Annotated in this window: 18 protein-coding genes and 1 other RNA gene; 11 read left to right on the top strand and 8 right to left on the bottom strand. The window is 70.1% G+C overall.

What is annotated here, in order from left to right:
* The first annotated feature begins 209 nt into the window (after positions 1-209).
* Positions 210-1379, top strand: a complete 1170-nt coding sequence (locus tag HNV26_RS12825) for a sensor histidine kinase (protein WP_171442124.1) — start codon at positions 210-212, stop codon at positions 1377-1379.
* Here the strand turns inward: HNV26_RS12825 and HNV26_RS12830 are convergent, their stop codons facing one another.
* The 4 genes from HNV26_RS12830 to deoC all read right to left on the bottom strand — a co-directional run bounded on the left by HNV26_RS12830 (position 1380) and on the right by deoC (position 5107).
* Positions 1380-2021 carry a hypothetical protein gene (locus HNV26_RS12830; protein WP_225888076.1) on the bottom strand — a complete coding sequence of 214 codons (642 nt, stop codon included), beginning with the start codon at positions 2019-2021 and terminating at the stop codon, positions 1380-1382.
* Between the two features lie 65 nt (positions 2022-2086).
* A complete protein-coding gene (locus tag HNV26_RS12835; RefSeq protein WP_171442126.1) occupies positions 2087-3814 on the bottom strand; it encodes a phospho-sugar mutase in 1728 nt (575 codons plus the stop codon).
* A gap of 64 nt (positions 3815-3878) precedes the next feature.
* A complete protein-coding gene (locus tag HNV26_RS12840) occupies positions 3879-4271 on the bottom strand; it encodes a TraR/DksA family transcriptional regulator (protein ID WP_090490279.1) in 393 nt (130 codons plus the stop codon).
* Positions 4272-4285: 14 nt separating this feature from the next.
* Positions 4286-5107, bottom strand: coding sequence for a deoxyribose-phosphate aldolase (gene deoC / locus HNV26_RS12845; protein WP_171442127.1), 822 nt, complete (start codon positions 5105-5107; stop codon positions 4286-4288).
* Between the two features lie 113 nt (positions 5108-5220).
* On the opposite strand from deoC, the gene HNV26_RS12850 reads away from it, so the two are divergent.
* Genes HNV26_RS12850 through HNV26_RS12860 form a run of 3 tightly spaced genes read left to right on the top strand, consistent with a single transcriptional unit; the run spans position 5221 to position 8015 of the window.
* The gene (locus HNV26_RS12850; protein WP_171442137.1) at positions 5221-6417 is read left to right on the top strand and encodes a ComEC/Rec2 family competence protein; all 1197 of its coding nucleotides are present in this window, start codon (positions 5221-5223) and stop codon (positions 6415-6417) included.
* Positions 6414-7757 carry a ComEC/Rec2 family competence protein gene (locus HNV26_RS12855; RefSeq protein WP_171442128.1) on the top strand — a complete coding sequence of 448 codons (1344 nt, stop codon included), beginning with the start codon at positions 6414-6416 and terminating at the stop codon, positions 7755-7757. Before HNV26_RS12850 ends, HNV26_RS12855 begins: the two co-directional genes overlap by 4 nt.
* Positions 7758-7769: 12 nt before the next feature.
* Positions 7770-8015 (top strand): DUF3006 domain-containing protein, encoded by a 246-nt coding sequence (locus HNV26_RS12860; RefSeq protein WP_171442129.1) that lies wholly within the window; start codon positions 7770-7772, stop codon positions 8013-8015.
* A 4-nt stretch (positions 8016-8019) separates the two neighbouring features.
* Here HNV26_RS12860 and HNV26_RS12865 read toward each other — a convergent pair whose 3' ends face one another.
* Positions 8020-9765: an AgmX/PglI C-terminal domain-containing protein gene (locus tag HNV26_RS12865; RefSeq protein WP_171442130.1), complete on the bottom strand. Its 1746-nt coding sequence runs from the start codon at positions 9763-9765 to the stop codon at positions 8020-8022.
* 148 nt (positions 9766-9913) lie between these two features.
* Here HNV26_RS12865 and HNV26_RS12870 point away from each other — a divergent pair, with 148 nt between their 5' ends.
* The gene (locus HNV26_RS12870) at positions 9914-10207 is read left to right on the top strand and encodes a TIGR02300 family protein (RefSeq protein ID WP_171442131.1); all 294 of its coding nucleotides are present in this window, start codon (positions 9914-9916) and stop codon (positions 10205-10207) included.
* An 87-nt stretch (positions 10208-10294) separates the two neighbouring features.
* Here the strand turns inward: HNV26_RS12870 and HNV26_RS12875 are convergent, their stop codons facing one another.
* Entirely contained in the window at positions 10295-10462 is a 168-nt protein-coding gene (locus HNV26_RS12875; protein ID WP_171442132.1) for a hypothetical protein, read from the bottom strand.
* A 142-nt stretch (positions 10463-10604) separates the two neighbouring features.
* Entirely contained in the window at positions 10605-11429 is an 825-nt protein-coding gene (locus tag HNV26_RS12880) for a cupredoxin domain-containing protein (protein WP_171452800.1), read from the bottom strand.
* A gap of 106 nt (positions 11430-11535) precedes the next feature.
* On the opposite strand from HNV26_RS12880, the gene HNV26_RS12885 reads away from it, so the two are divergent.
* The 6 genes from HNV26_RS12885 to HNV26_RS12910 all read left to right on the top strand — a co-directional run bounded on the left by HNV26_RS12885 (position 11536) and on the right by HNV26_RS12910 (position 16663).
* Positions 11536-12267, top strand: coding sequence for a zinc ribbon domain-containing protein (locus HNV26_RS12885; RefSeq protein WP_141593675.1), 732 nt, complete (start codon positions 11536-11538; stop codon positions 12265-12267).
* Between the two features lie 18 nt (positions 12268-12285).
* Positions 12286-12924 carry a ribonuclease HI family protein gene (locus HNV26_RS12890; protein ID WP_171445471.1) on the top strand — a complete coding sequence of 213 codons (639 nt, stop codon included), beginning with the start codon at positions 12286-12288 and terminating at the stop codon, positions 12922-12924.
* Positions 12925-12955: 31 nt separating this feature from the next.
* Positions 12956-13975 carry a restriction endonuclease gene (locus tag HNV26_RS12895; RefSeq protein ID WP_171445470.1) on the top strand — a complete coding sequence of 340 codons (1020 nt, stop codon included), beginning with the start codon at positions 12956-12958 and terminating at the stop codon, positions 13973-13975.
* A 345-nt stretch (positions 13976-14320) separates the two neighbouring features.
* Complete coding sequence (locus HNV26_RS12900) at positions 14321-15601, top strand: RNA polymerase sigma factor (protein ID WP_171445469.1); 1281 nt, start codon at positions 14321-14323, stop codon at positions 15599-15601.
* A gap of 59 nt (positions 15602-15660) precedes the next feature.
* An RNA gene (rnpB, locus tag HNV26_RS12905) (RNase P RNA component class A) lies at positions 15661-16056 on the top strand.
* 100 nt (positions 16057-16156) lie between these two features.
* A complete protein-coding gene (locus HNV26_RS12910; RefSeq protein ID WP_171445468.1) occupies positions 16157-16663 on the top strand; it encodes a hypothetical protein in 507 nt (168 codons plus the stop codon).
* Between the two features lie 33 nt (positions 16664-16696).
* Here HNV26_RS12910 and HNV26_RS12915 read toward each other — a convergent pair whose 3' ends face one another.
* On the bottom strand, positions 16697-17254 hold the full coding sequence (locus HNV26_RS12915; RefSeq protein WP_171445472.1) for a hypothetical protein: 558 nt from the start codon (positions 17252-17254) through the stop codon (positions 16697-16699).
* Between the last annotated feature and the right edge of the window lie 128 nt (positions 17255-17382).

Here is a 17382-nt window from a genome sequence, read left to right on the forward strand (position 1 = left end):
CTTCCACCGTTGGTGGTGCAAGGGGTGGCTCCGACGCGCCAGGACGAAGCGCGGCATGAGCCTCGCATAGACACAGCGCGGTATCGGATCACGTACCGGACTGGACGCAGGCGCCCGGGGGGCAGCTCCATCCAGGGCGAGAGGGGTCCGTAGGACGGCCTGGAACACCCGGGTGAAGGCTCACCTGGTCACCATGTAGGGGTGGCGTGATGCTGGAGACGACGGAGACCGCGACGTATCGGCCCCGGGTTCTGGCCGTGGACGTGGAGTCGGGCGGCATGGAGCGGCTGTGCTCCATCCTCGCGCCGGCGGGTTATGACGTGCTGACCGCGAGCGGGCTGGCGGCTGCGGCGGCCGCGGCGGCCCACCAGTCCGCGGACCTGGTGCTGCTCGACGTGGAGCGCCCTGGCACGGACGGCCTCGCGACGTACCGGCGCCTTCAGGACGCGCTGGGAAGCCCGGCCCTCCCCGTGCTCATGCTGACGCCCAGCGCGGACCGGGAGACGCGGCGCGAGGTGCTCGAGGCGGGCGTGGATGACCTGCTCATCACCGAGCCCCTGGACCCGCTGGAGCTGAAGGTCCGCATCCACACGCTGCTGGAGCTCAAGGCGCACCGCGAGCGCGGTGGCCAGCGCGCCGAAGCGCTGCAGGACCCGCGCGTCCGCTGGGTGGAGATGGAGCGGCTGGCCCGCGTGGGCACGCTGGCCGCGGACGTGGCGCAGAACCTGGGCCGCGTGGGCGAAGGTCTCCAGCGGGCGCTGGAGCACGTTCGCGCGCGCGCGCTGCAGGGCCTGCCGCCGGACGCTGACGAGCTCAAGAAGCTGGGTGTGGCCGGCGAACAGATGCGCCTGCACGGCCAGCACCTGCTGTCGCTGGGCACCACCAATCCGAAGGACATCCAGCGCTTCGACCTGCGCGACCTCGTCCCCGCGGTGGTGGAGCGGATGCGTGACGCCGGCCGCCTCGGCACCGTCGAGGTGAAGGTGCACCTGCCGGACGAGGCCATCGCCGTCGTCTTCAACCGCCGTCAGTTGGAGCAGGTGCTGGTGGAGCTGCTGGCCAACGCGGTGGACGCGGTGGAGGACGTGACGGACCGCCCGCGTCGCATCCATGTGGGCGTGGAGCTCCCGGACATCTTCGGGGACTTCGGCCCGCGCCTGTACGTGAAGGACACGGGCATCGGCATCTTCGAGGACGAGCTGCAGGCCGTCTTCGAGCCCTACTACACGACGAAGGCGCCGGAGAAGGGCGCCGGGCTGGGCCTCACCGTCGCGCGCACCCTGGTGGAAGCCATGGGCGGCGCGGTGACGGTGCACAGCCGCGTCAACCTGGGCAGCACCTTCACGGTGGAGCTGCCCGAGCAGACGTCGTCCTGGTAGCTAGAAGCGGTAGGCGACGCCGAAGAGCGCTTCCAGTGTGAACTCGGTGTCGTCGATGTCCGGGATGACGGCGGGCCCCAGCCGGACGTTGAACGTGACGCCCAACTGGCGGTTGACGAAGTACTCCAGGCCACCGCCCACGAGGACGGGGAACACCGGGCCGATTCCCTCGCCGAAGTAGACGTGGAAGGGGATGTCCAGGCCCAGGTTCACCATGACGGCGCTGCCGGCGGGGATGCCCACCACCACGCCCACGGGCAGCGCCAGGCCCACGTCGGTGTCATGTCGGTTGAAGTAGAAGAACGGGCCCGGCTGGAAGGTGAGCGCCAGCGAGAAGTTGCGCTCCTTGACGAGCTGCAACCGCATCCACGCCTGGAGCTTGATGCCCGGGTCCGTGTAGCGGACCCAGCCCTCGCGGCCCCAGTTGAAGCTGAACTTGCCGCCGATGTCGAAGCGCTCCGAGCCACCGTGCAGCAGGCCCAGGGAGATGCCGGGCCAGCCAATCTGGCCGTGGAAGGCGGTGTTGCCACCTCCCAGCGTTTCACCGGCGAGGACAGACCAACCCTGACCGCGCTGCGCCAGCGCGGTGGCCGGGAGGGCCAGGAAGCAAGCGAGGAGGACTCCGGGGAGCAGTCGCTTCACACGGTACCTTTCTGCGGGGGCCGCCGAGGAGGGCGGGCGGTGGGTGCGGTGCTGCGTCTCTAGACTCACGCCGGCTGCCCGCGCTCACGCGCGAGGCCGAGGAAAGCATCGATGAAGCGGGCCAGCCGGGACTCGGCGCGCGCACGGGCCTGAGCCAGGGGCTCACCGCCGGCGAGCGTCTCCTTCAGCTCGAAGTAGTATTTGATTTTCGGCTCGGTGCCGGAGGGGCGCAGCGTGACGCGGCCGCCGCCCTCCAACTCGAGCGCGACGACGTTGGACGGAGGCAGGCCCCGCTCGCCCTTCTTGTAGTCGCTCACCGCGCGGACGGCGTCACCGCCGATGTCCTTCGGAGGCGAGGCACGGAACGCGTCCATGATGCCGCGGATGACCTGCGCGCCCGCCGCGCCGGGGAACGTGAAGTTGCGCTGCGCGCCCACGTACAGGCCATGCGCGCGCTGAATCTCCTCCAGGTAGCCCAGCACCGTGGTGCCGCGCGCCTGGCACCACGCCGCCAGGTCCGCCATGACGAGCGCCGAGCCCACGCCGTCCTTGTCCCGCGTCACCGTGCCCACGGTGTAGCCCAGCGCCTCCTCGTAACCGAAGACGAAGCGGGTGCCCTCGGCCTGCTGGCGCTCCAGCGCGCGGTTGGCGATCCACTTGAAGCCGGTGAGCACCTCGTCACACGCGGCCCCCAGCGAACGCGCGATGTCTCCCAACTGCGCCGAGGAGACGATGGTGGTGACGACGTGGGGCTTGCCCTGCTTCGACCCCTGGGTGAGGACGTAGTGGCCCAGCAGCACGCCCACCTCGTTGCCCGTCAGCAGCCGCAGCGCCCCGTCCGCGTCGCGCGCCATGACGGCCAGCCGGTCCGCGTCCGGGTCATTGGCCAGCACCACGTCCGCCTTCACGCGCTCGGCGGTGGCGGTGGCCAGGTCCATGGCGCCCGGCTCCTCCGGGTTGGGGAAGCGCACAGTGGGGAAGCGGCCATCCGGCTGCTGCTGCTCGGCCACGGGGGTGACGCGCGGGAAGCCCGCCTCGCGCAGGGCGCGCACGGCCCAGTCGCCGCCCACGCCGTGCATGGCGGTGTACACGATGGACAGCGACTCGGAGCCCTTGCCCACCACGCGAAGCCCGAGGATGGCGCGCAGATAGGCGTCGCCGATGGCCGCGGGCAAATCCCGCCACAGGCCCTTGGCGCGCGCGTCGGCCGGCGTCAGCAGCGGCACGCGGTTGGCGGGCTCCACCCGGGCGATGGCGGAGGCGATGCCCGTGTCATGCGGCGGGATGATCTGCGCGCCGTTGCCCCAATAGACCTTGTAGCCGTTGTACTCGGGCGGGTTGTGGCTGGCCGTCACCATGACGGCCGCGGCGGCGTTGAGGTGCAGCGCGGCGAAGGCCACCAGCGGCGTGGGCACCGGCTCCGGGAAGACATGGGCGGGGATGCCCTCGGCGGCCAGCACCGCGGCGGTGTCCTCGGCCAGCTCCGCGCTCAGGTTGCGCGCGTCACGGCCTACCACCACGCCCCGGGTGGCGACGTCCGGCACCTGCTGCTTGAGGTAGCGCGCCAGGCCCGCGGTGGTGCGGCGGATGACGGCGCGGTTCATCCGGTTGGGACCGGCGCCCAGCACGCCGCGCAGGCCCGCGGTGCCGAACTCCAGGTCCTGCGAGAAGCGGTCCTCCAACTCGGCCCAGTCCGCCTTCGCCAGCAACGCGGCCAGCTCCGCCGCGGTGGACGGGTCCGGATCCGCCTGACGCCACGCCTCCGCCCGCTCCTTCAGTCCGGTGGTGTCCATAGCCCTCGAAGCCTCGTGTAGCCGTTGGGGGCGCGCGCGGCACACAGGCTCGCACGCCGGTTGTTCAGGTATAGTCGGTCAGCTTGCTGCGGGTGGCGCGGCCCTTGGGGCCGTCCTTGTTGCCCTGGCACGTCACGCAGAACTCCGCGTAGGGCATGGCGCGCAGCCGCCCGAGCGGAATCTCGTCGCCGCACTCCTCGCACTCACCGAACGCGTCTGGGTCGTCGCGCAGCTTGCCCAGCGCCTTGAGCACGCGGGCCAGCACGCCGTCCATGTTCCGGTTCCGGTTGGAGGCGATGGCCTGCATCATCTCATTGAGCGGCTGCTCGTCCTCGTCGCCGCCGATGCGCGCGTCATCGGTGCGGTTGGGCTCGATTCTCGACGGCGTCTTCTCCGTCAGCTCCGAGTGGAGCGCGAGCAGCAGCGCCTTGAGCTCGTCTCGCTGTTTCGCGTTCACGGTGTCCGCCCCGGTCAGTACTTCGCGGAGGAGGTCTGCCCGGACACGATGGCCACCGACGCGGACGCGCCCAGGCGGTTGGCCCCCGCGCGCAGCATCTTCATCGCGTCCTCGGCGGAGCGGATGCCGCCCGACGCCTTCACGCCCACCGTGTCGCCCACCACCCGGCGCATCAGCGCCACGTCCGCCTCGGTGGCCCCGCCCGGACCGAAGCCCGTGGACGTCTTCACGAAGGCGGCGCCCGCCGCCTTGGAGAGCGAGCAGGCGATGACCTTCTCCTCGTCCGTCAGCAAGGCCGTCTCCAGGATGACCTTCACCGGCACGGGCCGGCTGGCCTCCACGACGGCGGCGATGTCCTGATGCACCAGCGCGTAGTCGTGCGCCTTGAGCGCGCCGACGTTCAGCACCATGTCGATTTCCCGCGCCCCGGCGCGGATGGACTCCCGGGCCTCGAAGGCCTTGGCGGACGGCAGCGAGGCGCCCAGCGGGAAGCCCACCACGGCGATGGGCACCGTGGACGTGCCGGCCAGCACCCGCGCGGCGGTGGCCACGTGCGTGCTGTTCACGCAGACGGTGGCGAAGCCGTACTGGCGGGCCTCCTCGGCCAACTTCACCACGTCCTCGGCGCGAGCCTCGGGCTTGAGCAGCGTGTGGTCGATGTACGGCGCCAGGTCCGCGTGGGAGCGCACCGTCTCCATGGCCACCCGGGCGGTGGACGGGCCCGACGCGGGAGCACGGGCCCCGGGCGTCTGCCCCTCCTTCCACGCCTCGAGCCGGCGGCGCGCCTGGTTGGCAATGTCCTCGACGAAATGGAAGAGGTCTTCGGAGTCGGACATGCCCGGCCCCTTAGCCCACTTCCTGGCCCTCGGGAAGCGCTCGCGGGAGAAGCGCGCATCATCGGCGCCCCTGGGTGCCAGGGGGGGGACGGAGCGGTAGAGTCCGCCTCGTGATGTCCTTTGTCCGGTGGCTCGCACTCCTCGTCCTTCTCCTCGCCTCGGTTCCGAGCCAGGCCCTGGCCCCATCGGAGGGCCAGCCGCTCACGGTGCATTTCTTCGACGTGGGACAGGGGGACGCCGCGCTCATCATCTCCCCCACCGGCAAGACGGTGCTCATCGACAGCGGCCCGCCCGACGCGCGGCACCGCCTGGAGCAGCGACTGCGGGAGTTGGTGAAGGGGCCGCTGGACCTCGCCATCCTCACGCACCCCCACCTGGACCACCTGGGAGGCATGTCCACCGCGCTGCGCTCGGTGGGGGCCCGGCGCTTCATGGACCCGGGGTTCGACCACCCGAGCGAGGCGTACCGCGACCTGCTCAACGTCGTGGGCGACGAAGTGGGCCAGGTGATGACGCCCGTTCCCAACCCCCAGGACCCGCGCTCCCTGGTCACCATTGGCCTGGGGGATGGCGCGGCGCTCACCGTGCTGTGGCCTCGCGTGCCGGAGGACCCCTTCCTCACGGGCACCCGCTCGGACCCGAACTCCAACTCCATCGTCGCCAAGCTGACCTACGGCAAGACGGCGTTCCTCTTCACTGGTGACGCCGAGCCGGACACCGAGGCCACGCTGCTGCGCAAGCCCATCGACCTCACCTCCACCGTGCTGAAGGTGGCCCACCACGGCGGCCGGCACTCGTCCACCGCGGCCTTCCTGGCCGCGGTGAAGCCCCAAGCCGCCGTCATCTCCGTGGGCGCGAAGAACGACTATGGCCACCCCACCTCCGCGGTGCTGGAGCGGCTGCGCGCGGTGAAGGCCGCCGTGTTCCGCACCGACCAGGACGGCGAGGTGGTGGCGACCAGCGACGGCAACGTCGTCTCCCTGCGCGCGGAGAAGCGCGGCGGGGCGTCGGAGCTGGTCCCCGGAGGCGTGAAGCCCGGCTCGGTCGCGCTCGGGCCCATCACCCGGGGAACGCGCCGGACCAGCACGCCCCGTGGGCGCGGCGCCGCGTCCGCCCCGGCGGAGGCCCCCGGCGCCGACTCCACGCAACGCGGCACGGACGCGCCCCGATACTTCAGCCTCAAGGGCAGCAAGGTATTTCATGAAGAGAGCTGCCGGACCCTGAAGCGCTCCAAGTCAGACCGCACCGCCTATTCGAGCCGCGCCGAAGCCATGCGCGAGCGCCGCCCTGCCGAGGACTGCCATCCATGAGCTTCCGCCCGCGCGTCCTCCTCGCCGTCCTGCTGGCCCTGGCCGCCTGCAAGGAATCGCCGCCACCGCCCCCGCAGCCGGTAGCCACGCGACCGGCGGAGCCCCCTCGGCGCTACTTCGGTGGCACCCCGGACGGGAAGCTCCACGTCTACTTCTTCGACGTGGGCCAGGGCGACGCCGCGCTCATCGTGTCGCCGGACGGGTACACCGCGCTGGTGGACACGGGCCCCGCTTCCGCGGCGGAGCACCTGGTCAACCGGCTGCCCGAGCTGCTCACGCAGCGGCTGGACCTGGTGGTGCTCACCCACCCGCACTCGGACCACCATGGCGCGCTGGAGCCGGTGCTGAAGCGCGTGGGCGCCAGGCAACTGCTGGAGCCGCAGCTGGGCGCCACGCCCAAGGCCTATGACGCGCTGCTCGGCGCTGTGGCCAGCCAGGGCGTGGAGTTCATCTCCCCGTCCCCCTCCCCCGCCACGCCCAACGCGCTCCAGCGGCTGCCCCTAGGCGCCGGCGTGTCCCTCACGGTGCTGTGGCCCCGCGCGCCCACCGAGCCGCTGCTCGACGTGCCCGAGGCCGCGCTGGAGGCCAACTCCGTCATCCTCCGGCTCACTTATGGGGACACCGCGGTGCTCTTCATGGCGGACGCGCATGCCCGGACGGTGGACCACCTGCTGGCGCGCAACGCCCCCATGCAGGCCACGCTGCTCAAGGTGGCCGCGCACGGCACCGAAGGGCCCACCACCGCCGCCTTCCTGTCGGCCGTGGGGCCTCGCGCCGCCGTCATCTCCGCGGGTGAAGGCAACCTGATTGGCGCCCCCGCGCCGGCCATGCTCGAGCAGTTGGAGGCCACCGGCGCGCAGGTGTTCCGCACCGACCTTCACGGCGAGGTGCAGGTGGTGAGCGACGGGAAGACGCTCGTCGTCACGCCGCAGCGCCTGTCGGCGGGCGTCCCGGAGGACACGCGCTACAGCTACCCGGGCCTGGGCACGCCCATGCCCCGGGTCGCCGCGCTCGCCGGAGACTCCCGGCGCGCCACGGGCCGCTCCGGCACGCGTGACGGCGCGAGCAAGCAGCCCACGGGGAAGATGTACACCCTGAGCCTCGACGACCCGCCAGACGAAGGGGCGCCCCCCTCGCGCGCGGGCTCGCGCGCGCGAAGCGAGGCCTCCGACTCAGGCGCCGTGAAGGTGGGGACCTACGTCGGCAGCGTCCGCAGCGACGTGTTCCACAGGCCCACCTGCCGCAACGTCGTGAAGATCAAGTCATCGAACCTGGTGACCTTCTCCAGCCGGGAAGAGGCCTCGCGTGGACGGCGGCCTGCCCGGGACTGCAACCCCTGAGGAGCCACGCCCATGAAAACCCGGGCCACGCTGGACCGAATCGAAGACGACATCGCCGTGCTGGTGGTGGAGGGCCGCGAGCTGACGCGCCCCCTGAGCGAACTGCCCGCGGGCATCCGCGAGGGAGACGTGCTCGACCTCGACACCCTGGAAGTGGACCCTGAGGCCACCGAGGCCCTGCGCGAAGAGGTGCGCAGGGCCCGCGAGAAGGCGACGCGCGGCAAGAAGCCGCCGCCGGCCGGGAGCTTCGACCTCTAGGCCGCTACATCGACTTGGAGAGGACCAGCGGAATCTCCAGGTCCACGTCCTCGCCAGCGAAGGCGGAGAAGACCATCCCCTTCGCGCGGTCACGGATGCAGGTGCCCACAGGGCTGTTGCGGTTCAGGTCCTTGCGGTCGAACGTGGCCGCCTTCACCGTGCCCGAGCTGCCCACGGTGGCCGTCAGCGTCACCTTGCCGCCCTTGAAGGACGGGTTCTTCCGCAGCTCGGCCTCCACGCAGTCACGGAAGGCGGGCTGCGTCTTCGCCAGCACGCGCTCCACCTCTTCATCGGACGGGCCGCCGACTTCCTCGGTGTCCGCGGCGGCCACTTCCTCGCCGCTGCGCACCGTCGGGTCCACGTCCTTCTTGTCCGAGTCCACGTAGACGGCCTCCAGCGCCCCCTTGGACGGCGCCGCGGCGGCCTCCGGGTCCGCAACCGCGCCGGTGTCAGCGGGCGCGGCGGCCGGGCGCTTGCCCTCCGAGGGAGGAACCGGGCGCTTGCCATCGGCGGGCGGCTTGGGGGACGCGGGCGGCGACCCACGGCCCATCAGCTTGTCGCGCAGCGCGCCCACGCCTTCCGACGAGAAGACGGGCTGCTCCACCGCGTTGCCGCTGGCGTCCACCGTCTGCACGCGCAGCGGCACCACGCCCAGCGTCTCCGACAGGACATACGCCAGGCCCAGCGGGACGATGAGCAGCAGCAACGCGAAGACGGCGTACTTCCAGGCGGGGTTGCGGCGCGTGACACCCGACTTCTTGGCGAAGTGGCGCGTGTCCTCCACGGCCTTGCCTTCGTCGTCATCCTCGCCGCCGCCCAGCGCGGCCCGCGGATCATCAGGGTACGGCACGCCGCCGTCGTCCTGGGGCTCCTCGCCGTCACCGCCGTTGCGGTTGCCCGGCAGGTCCAGGTCGGAGAACAGCGCGTCGTCCAGCGGCGCGGCGTTGGTGGCCTGGGGCTGCGGCTGCTGCGCGCGGCGGGTCACCTGGGCCTGCGGCTGCGGCTGCGGCTGCGCGCGCGGCAAGGGGTCGCCGTAATACGTGTTGTCCGGCGCTTCGTCTTCCTCGTCCGGCCAGGGCTGCTCGGACTCGGCCTGCCGCGGCTCTGGCTCCGGCTCTGGGATGAAGGCCTGCGGTTCCGGCTCCCGGCGCACGGGCGCGCCGCGCGAGGGGCGTGCAGGCTCCGGTGGAGGCGGCGCGGCGATGGCGGGCGGCGGAGGTGGCGGCTCGGCGGCGGGCGGCGGCTCGAAGAGGCCGGCCAGCTCGGGGATGTCCGAACCGCGCTTCCAGTCCGCCATGCCCTGCTGCCAGAAGAAGCTGCGGCCATTCACGGTGTTGGTGGCCACCAGCTCGCGGAGGGCGCCCTCGTCCAGCGGGCCCTCCTGCTTGTTGCGCACCATGACGAACCAGGGCGAACCCGTGGCCTTCATGGGCGCGGCGCGCGTGGGCTCATCGTCCCAGGGCGTCTGCAGCGCGGCCGCGGGCGCCTTCGCCACCGGAGCGGCCGCGATGGGCGCGCTGATGACGGCCGCCGGGGCGGCGCTCGCTTCGGGCTCCGCCAGGGAACGCTCCTGGGCGCGGATGCGCTCCACGTCCGCGAGAGACACCACGCGGGTGTTCTCTTCCTCGGCGGGCCCTTCGACGGTGATGACGTTCTGGCAGTTCTTGCAGCGGACCTTGACCGTCTTGCCGCGGACCTTTTCGTCCGCAATGGAATACCGCTTCTGGCAATTGTCGCAGGTAAAGTTCAAGAGGGGCGTCCAGCTTCCGGGGGAAAACGCGGGCGGGATGCTACCGCTAGAAATCTCCGGCGCAAACCACAGGTTGACTCTGTCTTGCGGCCCAACTATTGAGCCGCCCTCCCCCCTGTCTTCACTCGCCTTTGACACAAGGTGGCGAATGCCGGCGAAGGACCTCGGAACAAAACACGTCTGCTTCAAGTGCCAGACGAAGTTCTACGACATGAAGAAGCCGGACCCGATCTGCCCGAAGTGTGGGGCGGATCAGCGGGAAAGCCCGGCGCTCAAGCCCCAGCCCGAGGGAAGGCGTGGCCGTCTCGCCGCTGCCCCGAAGGTCATTGAGCCTATTGAACCGGAGGAACCCACCGGTCGCGGCGAAGACGAGGAGGAGGAGCTGGACTCCTTCGACGACGACGAGGCGGCGGGAGGCGATAGCGAAGAGGACGAAATCTAGGCTCGCAAACAACGAGGGGCTCCACGGCGCAAGCCGGGAGCCCCTTCGCTGTTCAGGCCGTGGCGCTCACGCCCGGACGGCCTGGCTTCAGTTGGACGAGGCGGGCGTCAGCTCCACCAGCGCGCGGCGGAGCTGCTCGTACAGGGTCGGCCCCATCTCCTGCATGCCGATGGGCCGAACCGCCGCCTTACGGGGCGCCTCCAGGCCGCGCATGCCGTTGCTCGGGAGTGCTTGCTTCTTTGGCTGCTGCTGCATGACTCGGCCCCCTCTTCTCGGTCGTGGCTTCTGCCGCCCGCATAACAATTTTTCTGTCGGAACGGAAACGCCAATCGATTCGCGGCTTCTCAACCTTTTAGACGTCGGGCGCCGGAATCCTTCAAGGGTACGGACTGGCGGGCTACTTCAGGTCGGCCACCGGCCACTCCGCGTCCACCTGGACGCGCTCGCCGGCGCGAACCGTGACGGTGCGGGCTTGTTCTGGAAGCCGCTCGTGCCAGAGGACCAGGGTGTGGGTGCCCTCGGGGACCTCCAGTTGGAAGCGCCCGTCCGCGCCGCTGGTCGCGAAGTACCCATGGTTGAAGGTGCGCACGCGCGCGCGCATCCATGGATGGATGTCGCAGTGGATGGGGACCTCGCCGGGCTCGGCGGGCAGCTGCCGCTTCACCGTCATGCCCTCCAGCGGCATGGCCACGTTGAAGAAGGCGCGGTTCGTTCCGGAGGCGGCGCGAACGTTGTGGACCAGGGGGTCCGAGTTGCGGATGACCAGGGTGCTCCCGGCGCGAGCGGCCAGCACGGGCGGGTCATAGACACACTGCTTCTGGTCCAGCACGGGCTCCGGCGCGGCGCGCGCGGCCGCGGGCAGCGCGTGGCCATCTCTCAGGGAAACCACGGTGTGGGCCAACGCGCCCTCACTTCCCACCACGAGCGTGCGCTCCTCCGTCTCCTCGCCACACACGGAGACGACGGTGCCAATGGTGGGCTGGCGGGCGGGGGCGGGGGGCGTGCCGGCAAGACGAACGCGCCCCTCGATGACGCCCCACTTCGTGTTCGCGGCGGCGGGCGTGATGGCGGGCGAAGTCGTGGTGGCGGGCGGCGGGGACGCGGACTCCTTGCAGGCAGGAGTGAGCGCGCAGAGAACGATGACGAAGGTTGGACGAAGCACGCGCTCCGGTCTAACGGGTGCGTGAAGCTGTTTCAAATGCAGCATGGCAGTCAGGGCCACGAGGGATGACTCGTGACCCATTTGGACGTTGGACCCTCATTAACCCTGTTGGTACAAGAACGAGGCCGTTGCCGTACACGGTGCGGCCCTGTGGGAGGCAGCAACTTTGCGGGAGAAATTGAAAGCGCTGGCGGAGCTGCAGAACGTGGACCTCGAGGTCGCCTCGCTCCGGAAGGCCGCGGACGTTCACCCCCGTCAGATTGCCGAGTTGGAGCGGGAACTGGGTGTGGCCCGCAGCGCCATCGAGGCGGAACGGGCACGCGTCTCCGACATGGAGAAGCAGAAGGCCCAGCTCGAGCAGAACATCACGGACGAGAAGGACAAGGTGAAGAAGTGGGAGACGCGGCTCAGCGAGCAGCGCTCCACCCGCGAGTACTCCGCCCTGGCCCGTGAAATCGACATCGCCAAGAAGGCCAATCTGACGATGGCGGAGGAGCTGACGGAGCTGACGAAGCAGCTCGGCGGCGCTCGCGAGGCCATCAAGAGCAAGGAGGCCGACTACGCGACGAAGCAGCAGGGCCTGTCCGGCCGGATGACGGAGCTGCGCGGCAAGCTGGGCGAGGCCGAGTCGCAGGTGAAGGGGCTGGAAGGTCGTCGTGCCGAAGTGGCCTCGAGCGTGGATGCCACCCTGCTGCGCCGCTACGAAGTGGTGCGCAAGAAGAAGCTGCCCGCCATGGTCGGCGTCGTCGCCGGTACCTGCCAGGGCTGCAACATGAACGTGCCCCCGCAGCTCTACAACCAGCTTCGCACCGGGCTGGGCACGGATATCTGCCCTTCGTGCAACCGCATCATCTACGCGGTGGAAGCGCTGCAGGAAACCCCAGCGGCGTCGAAGTAGCGGCACGGCTTCGTGGACATGCCCGCGCCGTCCATCATCGACATCCTCCGCCACATCGCGCGTGAGGAGCCGTTGCAAGGGACGGTACGTGCGTTCCGAGGCCTCACCCGGGAACACCTCGGGCAGCTCATTGAGGATGCCGCACAGCGGCTCGGCGGGCCTCCGCCAGTCACCGCTGCGTCGGCTCCGGGCACGCAGGTGCCGGTTGGGGCCATGAGCCCGCCGGTGGATGCGGCGCCCCCATCCGAATCGCATCCGCGGCTGCGCGTCTATTCAGATGGCGCGGCGCGGGGCAATCCAGGGCCCGCGGGCGCGGGCGCGGTGCTGATGGACCCCGCGGGCAACGTGGTGGCCCGGCTCGGGCGGTTCCTGGGGCATCAGACGAACAACTGCGCGGAGTACATGGGCCTGCTGCTGGGCCTGAAGCATGCGCAGTCGCTGGGCGCGCGCGAGGTGGAGGTCTTCGCGGACAGCGAACTGCTGATTCGGCAGCTCGGCGGGCGCTACCAGGTGAAGAGCCCGACGCTCAAGCCGCTGTATGAAGAGGCGCGGAAGCTGATCAAGGGCTTCACCAAGGTGAAGCTTCATCACATCCCCCGCGCGCAGAACGCCGAGGCGGATGAGATGAGCAACCGCGCCATCGACGAGCGGCTGTAGTCATTCCAGGGACGGACGTCAGGGGGAATCGGTGACTGCCAACAAGCGCCTGTGGTTCATCCGTGCGGGCCGCGATGCCGCGTTCTTCGATGCATTCAAGACGGAGGGACACGTCGGCATCGGATGGGAAAAAGTCGGCCCGCTCGCGCCGGACATGAGCACAGACGAGCTTGAAGCCCGGTTCGCCAAGGCATATCCGGAGGACAAGGAAGGCACCCGAAGAGTCTGGGCGGCACAGGTCCGCCGGTTCATGCGCGATGTCGAGCAAGGCGACAGCGCAGTGACCTACGACCCGAACGAGCGCATCTATCTCCTGGGGCGCATCGAATCGGGCGTCGAAAACCGCGCCGGGCCGCCTCCGCTCATCCGCCGCGTTCGCTGGACGCACCACGTCCTGCGAAACCAGTTGAGCGCGGCGACTCGCAACGGTCTCGGCTCCATCGCCACATTGTTTCGGCCCAGCGCGGAAGCCACCGCGGAACTCTGGGCGCAAGCCGTGGAGTTGGAACGCCCCGTAGCGTCCCTGCCACCCACGCCGGCCCCTGCCGTGGACAGCGACGAGGGCACGGAAGCGGTGCTCCGGGAGGAGCAGTTCGAAAGGGCCGAACAGTTCATCGAGGACCGTATCGCAAGGCTCAACTGGAGCGAGATGCAGGAACTCGTCGCGGGCATCCTCCGCGCCATGGGCTACCGCACGCGCGTCGCCGCACCTGGCGCGGACCGAGGTGTCGACATCTTCGCTTCGCCTGACGGGCTGGGCCTCCAGGAACCCCGCATCTTTTGTGAGGTGAAGCACCGCGTAGGCGAGTCCATGAACTCCCAGTCGATTCGTGCGTTTCTCGGGGGCCGCAAACAGGGCGACCGCTGCCTCTACGTCAGCACTGGCGGATTCACCAAGGATGCGCGTTATGAAGCAGACCGCTCCTCGGTTCCGCTCCGACTTCTCACGCTCTCCGACCTTCGTGAGCTTCTGGTCGAGCAGTACGAGAACCTCGACGCAGAGACGCGGGCGCTGGTCCCCCTGAAAAAGCTCTACTGGCCCGTCGGGTAGTCGAAAGGCGTGGGCGTCAGTCCCACGCAATCTGGTCGAAGGTGGCGCGCGGTTTCGGGCCTCGGACTGGATACAGGTGCGCAACCCAGGCGATGCGCCCCAGCAGATGCGCGCGGAAGTCAGGAAGGCCCTCGGTGCTCTACCCCGGTGCATCACCCGCGTCTTCCCTGTACGCAGCGTGAAGCCCGCCTCCAACCATGCCGCGAGTTCGGCACGGACCGGCGACCCGCTGGGTGTCCAAGCCGCCGCATGGCCCGCCGACGGGTACACGCCGCACTTTCAAAAAGAAAATGCCGGGCGAGCACGCCCCTTGTGCCGCGAGCGAACGATGATTGAGTTGCGCACGTGACGGCTTCCACCGAGACACAGCGGGCCATTCAAGCAGTCTGGAGAATCGAGTCCGCCCGCCTCATCGCCAGCCTCGCGCGGATGGTGCGCGACGTGGGCCGCGCGGAGGAACTCGCCCAGGACGCGCTCGTCGTCGCGCTCGAGAAGTGGCCTGCGACGGGCGTCCCGGACAACCCGGGCGCGTGGCTCATGGCCACCGCCAAGCGCCGCGCCATCGACGAACTGCGCAGGGGCAAGCTCCTCGAGCGCAAGCACGAGGAACTCGGTCACGAACTGGAGTCGCTGCAAGGCTCGGCCGCTCCAGACCTGGACGCCGCGCTCGACGACGTCGTGGGCGATGACCTGTTGCGATTGATGTTCGTCTCCTGCCACCCGGTGCTCTCCAAGGAGACACGGGTGGCGCTCACGCTGCGGCTGCTCGGAGGCCTGACGACCGAGGAGATTGCCCGCGCCTTCCTCGTCCCCATCCCCACCGTGGCCCAGCGCATCGTCCGGGCCAAGCGCACGCTCGCGGAGGCACACGTCCCTTTCGAAGTCCCCGAAGGCGAGGAACTGGCCGCCCGCCTGTCGACCGTTCTCGAGGTCATCTACCTCGTCTTCAATGAAGGCTACGCGGCGACGGCCGGCGATGACTGGATGCGCCCCGCGCTCTGCGAGGATGCCCTGCGCCTGGGCCGAATCCTGGCGGGGCTCGCGCCGAAGGAGCCGGAGGTCCATGGCCTCGTCGCCTTGATGGAGATTCAGTCGTCCCGCTCACGAGCGCGCGTCGGGCCGAAGGGCGAGCCCGTCCTCCTGTTGGAACAGAACCGGGCCCTCTGGGATCAGCTCCTCATCCGCCGGGGCCTCGCGGCGCTCGAACGCGCCGAGGCGCTGGGAGGCGCCCAGGGCCCCTATGCGCTCCAGGCCGCCATCGCCGCCTGCCACGCCCGCGCGCGCACGGCCGAGGCCACGGACTGGGCACGCATCGCAGCGCTCTACGACACCCTGGCCCAGGCCGTCCCCTCCCCTGTCGTGGAGCTCAACCGGGCGGTCGCCCATTCCATGGCGTTCGGCCCGGAGGCGGGGCTGGCCCTCGTGGACGCGCTGACCTCGGAGCCGTCACTCCAGGGCTACCACCTGCTGCCCAGCGTCCGCGGAGACCTGCTCGGCAAGCTGGGCCGGCTCGACGAGGCCCGCGCGGAGTTCGAGCAGGCCGCCGCTCTCACGGGGAACGCGCGGGAACGCGCGCTGCTCCTCGAGCGGGCCGCCGCCTGCGCGCGCGGAAGCGGACGTTCCTGAGCCCGGTGGACGCCCTGGAGTGGACCGCCCCTGCCCGGCTGTTGTAAGCGCAAGGTGCCGGAGCGGCCCGGGTGAACGCCGGTCACCGCAGTCATGGGTGGCGGGAGGAAAGTCCGAGCTCCAGAGGGCAGGGTGCTGGCTAACGGCCAGTCGAGGCGACTCGCAGGAAAGTGCCACAGAAAACAGACCGCCCGTTCCGCAAGGGGCGGGTAAGGGTGAAACGGTGCGGTAAGAGCGCACCGCGTCCGGGGTGACTCGGACGGCTCGGTAAACCCCACCTGGAGCAAGAGCCAATAGGAGCGCGTCCTCGCCGTACGGAGGACAGGGATGGCCCGTCCCATGCGTTCGGGTTGCTCGCTGATGAGGCCCCTGGGCAACCAGGGCCCTAGACGAATGTTCACCGCCCATCCCGAAAGGGGTGGGAACAGAACTCGGCTTACACGGCCGCTCCGGCGTTTTCCCTCTGAAGTCAGCGCGTGGAACCCCCTCCTCGGCGTGGGAACTGCGGTTCTCCACGATGGAGGGGCTTTGCTTCACGGCCCTAGTGTCTCCGGCATGCAAATGCAAACCGGTAGGCACTGGCAACGAAGCGTCCTGGCGGCAGTCACAGCCCTGGTCCTGTCCGCCTGCAACCTGGGCGACGCGCACGAGGAGTCCCTGGAACTGGGCAGCAGCGAAGCGGAGCTCTCCTGTCAGGTGAGCCAGCAGTGTGCGGATGGCACGTCCATCACCTGCGCCTCCGCGAGCGGCATCTGTGCCTCCGGCGCGGACAACGGCGGCTGGGTGGAGTGCAACGGGAGCAGGACCTACTGTCCGACGACGACGCCGTGTACCTGCGAGAGCACGCAGCGCACATCCCAGGGCTATGCCTCCGGCTTCAACTGCCCGGCCGCATGGTCCCTGGCGGAGGAAAACGCGTTGGTCCTCGCCGAACAGGCGTGTCCACGGGGGCTCTGCAACGTCGTCACGACGCAGGGCACCTGCACCCGCGTCAACGCCACCACGATGAGGGCCGGCTTCACCGCGACCTACTCCTGCATGGGGCCCCCGAACTGCCAGTAGCCAGCAGCGCCCAGGTGCCCGCTCAACCGCGACTCAACGCGCCACGGGCACCTGGCCCAGCAGGATGCGGTCCTTGCCGTCGTTGCGCACGGCGTTCGGGTTGAGGATGCGCAGCCGGGAGTCCGTGCGCGGCTCCCAGAACCCCAGCCAGATGTTCAGCGCGCGGGCCGTCGAGCCGGGCGGCACGTAGATGGGGAACTCGTCCTTCACCGTCTCACCGGGCTTCCACTGCGACGTGGGCAGCATGCCGCCCGCGGGCTTGTGGTCCACGTTGATGCGCTCGGCGCGGCCGTCCGCGTCCTCCACGTGGACGAAGATGAGGTAGTCGTCGTCCATGGGCTGGAGCACCTTGAAGTAGAGCGCCACCTTCGCCTGGTCTCCGGGCGTCAGCCGGCCGGGCTCCACCGTGGCCCCCACCAGCTCCACCTTGCCGCCCAGGTTGGCGCCGCTCTTCACGGACAGGGGGGGCACCTGGGTGACGGTGGCCGCGCGCCGCTCCTGCGCGCTCGCGCCGCCGGGCGCCTCCACGATGCAGGCGCTGCCGAGCAGCAGGAGCGACGGGAGCAGGACACAAGAGGGCTTGAGACGCATCACGACCGGGTTCTACCCGGCCACGGGCGCTGCATCCACCGGCGCGTTGGTGTATGCGAACCCGCGCACATGAAGACGCTCAACGCCCTCGACGCCCTGTCCGCGCAGGTGCCGCCCGCCCCCTCTCC

This window comes from Myxococcus xanthus (assembly GCF_013116825.1).
In the GTDB taxonomy this organism is placed as follows: domain Bacteria; phylum Myxococcota; class Myxococcia; order Myxococcales; family Myxococcaceae; genus Myxococcus; species Myxococcus xanthus_B.

What these genes read in the sequence shown, in the direction of transcription:
- HNV26_RS12825 (WP_171442124.1), top strand. Translation starts at nt 210, where the DNA reads ATGCTGGAGACGACGGAGACCGCGACGTATCGGCCCCGGGTTCTGGCC.
- HNV26_RS12860 (WP_171442129.1), top strand. Translation starts at nt 7,770, where the DNA reads ATGAAAACCCGGGCCACGCTGGACCGAATCGAAGACGACATCGCCGTG.
- deoC (WP_171442127.1), bottom strand. Translation starts at nt 5,107, where the DNA reads ATGTCCGACTCCGAAGACCTCTTCCATTTCGTCGAGGACATTGCCAAC.
- HNV26_RS12870 (WP_171442131.1), top strand. Translation starts at nt 9,914, where the DNA reads ATGCCGGCGAAGGACCTCGGAACAAAACACGTCTGCTTCAAGTGCCAG.
- HNV26_RS12835 (WP_171442126.1), bottom strand. Translation starts at nt 3,814, where the DNA reads ATGGACACCACCGGACTGAAGGAGCGGGCGGAGGCGTGGCGTCAGGCG.
- HNV26_RS12890 (WP_171445471.1), top strand. Translation starts at nt 12,286, where the DNA reads ATGCCCGCGCCGTCCATCATCGACATCCTCCGCCACATCGCGCGTGAG.
- HNV26_RS12850 (WP_171442137.1), top strand. Translation starts at nt 5,221, where the DNA reads ATGTCCTTTGTCCGGTGGCTCGCACTCCTCGTCCTTCTCCTCGCCTCG.
- HNV26_RS12875 (WP_171442132.1), bottom strand. Translation starts at nt 10,462, where the DNA reads ATGCAGCAGCAGCCAAAGAAGCAAGCACTCCCGAGCAACGGCATGCGC.
- HNV26_RS12855 (WP_171442128.1), top strand. Translation starts at nt 6,414, where the DNA reads ATGAGCTTCCGCCCGCGCGTCCTCCTCGCCGTCCTGCTGGCCCTGGCC.
- HNV26_RS12915 (WP_171445472.1), bottom strand. Translation starts at nt 17,254, where the DNA reads ATGCGTCTCAAGCCCTCTTGTGTCCTGCTCCCGTCGCTCCTGCTGCTC.
- HNV26_RS12910 (WP_171445468.1), top strand. Translation starts at nt 16,157, where the DNA reads ATGCAAATGCAAACCGGTAGGCACTGGCAACGAAGCGTCCTGGCGGCA.